Source organism: Nitrospirae bacterium CG2_30_53_67, assembly GCA_001873285.1.
In the GTDB taxonomy this organism is placed as follows: Bacteria; CG2-30-53-67; CG2-30-53-67; order CG2-30-53-67; family CG2-30-53-67; genus CG2-30-53-67.
The window spans coordinates 1-5,158 of the sequence record MNYV01000114.1 but is presented as its reverse complement, the minus strand read 5'-3'; the positions used below and the strand labels follow the sequence as shown (position 1 = coordinate 5,158).

Sequence of the window (5,158 nt, the reverse complement as noted above, 5' to 3'; positions counted from 1 at the left end):
CGATTATGATGCCATGGACTCGACGAGCGGGGTAGATATTAACTTTATCCATTTTGAAGAACCTTATTGATGAATGAAGCGACGGAGGAATAACCCATGGATCCCAGCAATGTCAATCTGCTCTATAACTCTCCCCACCAGATCCCACTGGGGATCCTTCTCGCCCAGTACTTTTATCTCACGGGGCTCAGCGCCGGATCCTTCGTGGTATCGGTCATCGCCATTCTTGGGGGGAAAACCGAATATAAACCCCTTGGAAAGATCGGAGCCGTGGTCGCGCCGCTTTGTCTGATCCTCGCCCCCATGAACCTTTTGGTTGAAATGGCCCAGCCGCTTCGCGCCTGGCACCTGATGACCTATCTCCCAGGTTACATCAATCCGAAATCTCCCATCACCTACGGTGTGATGCTCCTGACCGCTTATCCCATCTCGGCGATCATTTACGCCTTTTTCGTCTATACCGGGAACATCAAGATGTCCAAGGTTTTTGCTATTATAGGGATTCCTCTGGCCATCTCGGTTCACGGGTATACCGGTTTTATCATCGCCCTCGGCAAAGGCCGGGCGCTCTGGAACACCGCCCTGATGCCGACCCTCTTTATCGTCTCGGCCATGGTCTCCGGTATCGCCCTGATGATCCTGGCGGCCATTATACGCAATGTCTATTTCTCTAAAGGAAAAACAGAGGATGAGGTTGAGGCCGACCGCAAACTGATCTATGGACTGGGCAAGTTCCTCGGCGGGACCATCATCTTCGACCTCTTCCTGATTTTGAATGCCGTGCTGGTCCTCCTCACTTCCAGCAAAGAGGCCTGGCACGCGGCCGAACTCCTGTTATGGGGACGGTATTCCCTGGATTTCCTGGGGATCGAGATCCTGGCCGGGAGCGTCATCCCGCTCTTCATGGTCTTTTATCCGAAAACGGCAAACAGTCTCAAGGGTCTGACTATCGCCTCGGTACTGGTCATGATCGGAATCTATGCCATGCGTTATTCCGTGGTCGTCGGCGGACAAAGCGTCCCGCTCCATTGATCAATCAATTTCTTCGTGTCTTGTCGGCGAATCTGGTTCCGGCTTGTCCGGATTAGGAGGAAGAAATGAAATTCAGCAGGCGAACCTTTCTGCAACTCGGCGCCGTCGGGGCCGCATCCCTTGGTGTGAACAAGCTCCTTCAAACCCAATCCGATGCCATGGAGCTGATCATGGGAGGGTCTGAGGTCTCGAGGACCACGGGAAAGCATTTGAAGCCCATTCCGAGCACCTGCCTGAACTGCTACGCCCGCTGCGGGAATTACGGCTTCAATGCCTACGGAACTCTGATTAAAATCGGCCCCAATCCGGAACACCCCAACAGCCGAGGCAGGATGTGCGCCAAGGGACAGGCAGGCCTCAATCTGGTCTATGACCCGGACCGGATCCTCTATCCCATGAAACGGGTGGGTCCGAGGGGGGAAGGAAAATGGCAGAGGATCACCTGGGAAGAGGCATACCATGAAGTCGCCGACCGTATGAAACCGGTCATGGCTTCCGGACATCAGGAAGAATTCGTATTTCAAAGCGACCGGGACATCACCACGCAAGATTTCACCCGGCGCTTCGTCCATGCCTTCGGTTCACCCAACGCCTTCGTGAATCATCCCTTAGGCGGGCCCAACAAACAGTTGGCACAGCAACTGACCTGGGGCGCCGATTTTGAAATACCGGACGTGGCCAACTCGGAATATATGCTGATCTTCGGCTCCAATCCCTTTGAAGCCCATTACCTGAGGACCAGCTTTGTACAGAGGATGGTGGAGGCCCGCTCCATCCGCCGATTCAGCGCCGACCTTCTCCGCCCCAAAGCCAAAATGGTCACTTTCGACGTGCGTGTCTCCCAGACCTCCGGCAGGAGCGACGAATGGCACCCGATCATTCCCGGAACGGACGGTCTGGTGGCCCTGGCCATGTGCCACGTCATCATGGAAGAAGGGATGGAGGACCGCTCCTTTATCAACACGTGGACCAACTATTCTCCGGATGCGCTCAAGCAGCACCTGAAGGATTACACTCCTGAGCTTGCCGAAAAAATCAGCGGCGTGCCGGCCAAGGAAATCCGCCGTATCGCAAAGGAGTTCGCCTCATCAAAACCGTCCACCACGATTTCCACCGGAGGGGTGACCAAACACTGGAACGGCGTCTACTCTGAAAGGTGCGTGGCCCTGCTGAATATCATCACCGGCAACGTGGACATCAAGGGAGGGTACTGCCTTCCGAAATTTTATACCTTCAAGGAACCCGAACCGGCCCCGCCCGTCCCCAGAATGAAGAGCAAGCTGAACGGATTATCCAATTACCCTCTTGCCATGACTGAACTGCATCACAGGGTACTCCCGATGATCAAAGAAGGACGACAACGCATAAAAATCTATATGACCTACCAGCACAATCCGGTCTATTCCAACCCCGAAGGGAAGATGATGGAGCTGATCCTCAAGGACGAGGATCTGATCCCGTACTATGTCTGCATTGATTCCTTCATGACCGAGTCTGCGGCCCTTGCGGATTTGATTCTGCCCGCAGCGACTTACATAGAGCGGATGGAACTGGAGGCGCCCCCGGCCTTCGAAATGGTCCCTTTCATCTCGCTTCGACAGCCGATGATTCCCCCGCTTGGAGAATCCGTGCCCATCACCGGGATCCTGATCGAGATGGCGCGCCGGATCGGGGGAGGGATGGAGAAATACTTCAAGTTTGATACTGAAGCATACCTCCAAGAGAGGATCTCCGCAATCCAACCTCTTGTGGAAGCCGGAGGGCTGGAATACCTGGAAAAGAACGGGGTATTCTACGACAGTACCGTAAAACCGCAGTATGAAGTGTTCAAGGAGAAAGGGTTCAATACGCCGTCCGGTAAGATTGAGATTTATTCAAAAAGGATGGAGGAACAGGGTTTCAACCCCCTTCCCATCTATGACCCAATCCCGATTCATCAGACCATTAAAGAAGGTGAACTCTATATGGTCATTCATCAATGGATGGTGCACACCCACGACCGGACGGCCAACTGCATGTGGCTTTCTGAAATCGTTCATGACAATCCCGTTTACATCAACTCCATGACAGCAAGAAAATTGGATCTCAAGAACTATGACCGGGTCAAAGTGATCTCCAAAGCCGGAGAAATGGTGAGCAGCGTCCGCGTGGTTGAGGGGATCCATCCGAAAGTCATTGCCGTCGGAGACAGTTGCGGCCATTGGGGGTTTGGACGCATTGCCCAGGCCGAGGCCTTCAAGAGCCAGGACCCGAATACCCGCCTCCTCTGGTGGGGCAAGGAGAAAGGCGGATTCTGGTCCGAAGAAGAGAGGGACAGAGGAAACGGCGTCCACCCCAAACCGATCATCCCTATATTAAGCGATCCGCTCGGCGGAGGCCAATGCTGGATGGATACGAAGGTACGTATCGTCAAGGTGTAAGATATGAAGAAGAAGGAACATCCGAATCATGAGGCTGCAAAGAGAAGCGCTGTTTATGCGCTCCTCTCCCGCCTCTTTCTGAAAGAGCCCGGCCTCGAGATGATCCGTTTTCTCAAAAGCCGGGAGGTCCTGACCCTGTTTGAGAGCCTTGACCTTCCACTTGGGAATGAGATCCTGAAAAAGGACGAGGCCTCTCTGATCCATGAGCTTTCTCTTGAATATGCCCGTCTTTACCTCACCCCCCCGTCGCACCTGCCTCCCTATGAATCCTTTTATGTGGGGGGATTCCGGGATGATATGGAGAATTTTGAGCCCTCTCTCCAGGGCAAGGCGGCGGTAGAGGTCCGGACATTCTACCATGAATACGGCATTCTCATACCCGAAGAGGCTAAGCTTCTCCCCGACCATATCGGAGTTGAACTTGAAGCCTTACGGCTGCTCAGTGAACTCGAATCCCAGGCCGCAGACTCCGGTCATACCGACCGTGTCCGGCAAATCGAGGGTCAGTTTCTTGCCGAACATCCAGGGAGGTGGATTCCCCTCTTCTCAGATCTGATCATAAAAAAAACAGAGAACCCTTTTTATCGAGCGGTTTCACAATTAACCCGTGCCTTTATTGACTCCGAACTGACAGAACTCACACACCGGAATGTGGAGGAGGAAGTCGCTTTATGAACATCAAAAAGATCTCGCCCTGGAAAGTCGCTGCCGGAACACTCATTCTCCTGAGTATTCCTACCCTGTTTGTTTTTTTACTGGAACGTTACACCACGTCGGATGAGCATTTCTGCATGACGTGCCATTATAAAATGTGGGGCGAGGACTTCCTGGTCCACTCGAACATACACCCCGATTCCGTTCGTTGTCCTCAATGCCATGCCAATCACAAGGATTTCATACCCAAGGACTTCTCGGCCCATCCTGAGCGCATCAACCCCAACTGTGTCCGCTGCCACGGAGAGATGTTTAAGAAGACGGACATGAAGGGTTTCAAATATAATGTCATGAATATCTATATGCCCCACAAGTTCCATCTCCAGGACGTAGGCGCCCTGTGCACGGATTGTCACCTCAACATCAAACATGACAAATTACGCCCCATCACCAACCGTCCGAGAATGGAGGCCTGCTTAGAGTGTCACGACCAGGAAACCACCCCCTGCTCCAAATGCCACCAGCGGGGCGCAAGCGAAGTGATCGCCGCATTACCCAAGGCGGATGTCATCAATAGAACGGATTGCGAAAAATGTCATGCGGATTTCGCATCCAAGCCCATTACCTTCTACCAGGTGGAGTTCCCCCATGACCGGCACTTGAAGCAGGGTCTGATCTGCAAAGAATGCCATTCCAATGCAAAGATACACGGGGAGATTGTGAAGTCGAGAGAGATCTGCATGCAGTGCCACCACAAGGATATCAAAAAAGAATGCATCGAATGCCACGCATTTGAGAATCAGTTCCGCAACGGACTGGCCCTGGAGGGGATCAAGGGAGAGGCGGACCCCATGGTTGAAATCGTCACCTGTGACGTCTGCCATGCAAAGATCAGCGAAGGCCACAACAAAAAAGATGTGCTCGCAGCCTGCTCCATGTGCCACAAGGACGCCGGTTTTGAAAAGAGAGTGGATGAGATCCAGAAGAAGACGGACGACTCGATTCAAGAGCTGGAGAAACTTCTGGAAGCCAAAAAGAAAGTGGTCTACGAT

Annotated in this window: 3 protein-coding genes and 1 pseudogene; all 4 read left to right on the top strand. The window is 53.0% G+C overall.

The window, feature by feature from the left end:
• Nucleotides 1-96 precede the first annotated feature (96 nt).
• The gene (locus tag AUK29_07130; protein OIP63168.1) at nucleotides 97-1,032 is read left to right on the top strand and encodes a hypothetical protein; all 936 of its coding nucleotides are present in this window, start codon (nucleotides 97-99) and stop codon (nucleotides 1,030-1,032) included.
• 65 nt (nucleotides 1,033-1,097) lie between these two features.
• On the top strand, nucleotides 1,098-3,452 hold the full coding sequence (locus tag AUK29_07125) for a hypothetical protein (protein ID OIP63167.1): 2,355 nt from the start codon (nucleotides 1,098-1,100) through the stop codon (nucleotides 3,450-3,452).
• Between the two features lie 3 nt (nucleotides 3,453-3,455).
• Nucleotides 3,456-4,127, top strand: a complete 672-nt coding sequence (locus AUK29_07120) for a hypothetical protein (GenBank protein OIP63166.1) — start codon at nucleotides 3,456-3,458, stop codon at nucleotides 4,125-4,127.
• Nucleotides 4,124-5,158, top strand: a pseudogene (locus AUK29_07115) (hypothetical protein). Before AUK29_07120 ends, AUK29_07115 begins: the two are co-directional and overlap by 4 nt.

Bases quoted from the DNA above. Each gene is read 5' to 3' on its own strand.
- AUK29_07130 (OIP63168.1), top strand. From the start codon at position 97: ATGGATCCCAGCAATGTCAATCTGCTCTATAACTCTCCCCACCAGATC.
- AUK29_07120 (OIP63166.1), top strand. From the start codon at position 3,456: ATGAAGAAGAAGGAACATCCGAATCATGAGGCTGCAAAGAGAAGCGCT.
- AUK29_07125 (OIP63167.1), top strand. From the start codon at position 1,098: ATGAAATTCAGCAGGCGAACCTTTCTGCAACTCGGCGCCGTCGGGGCC.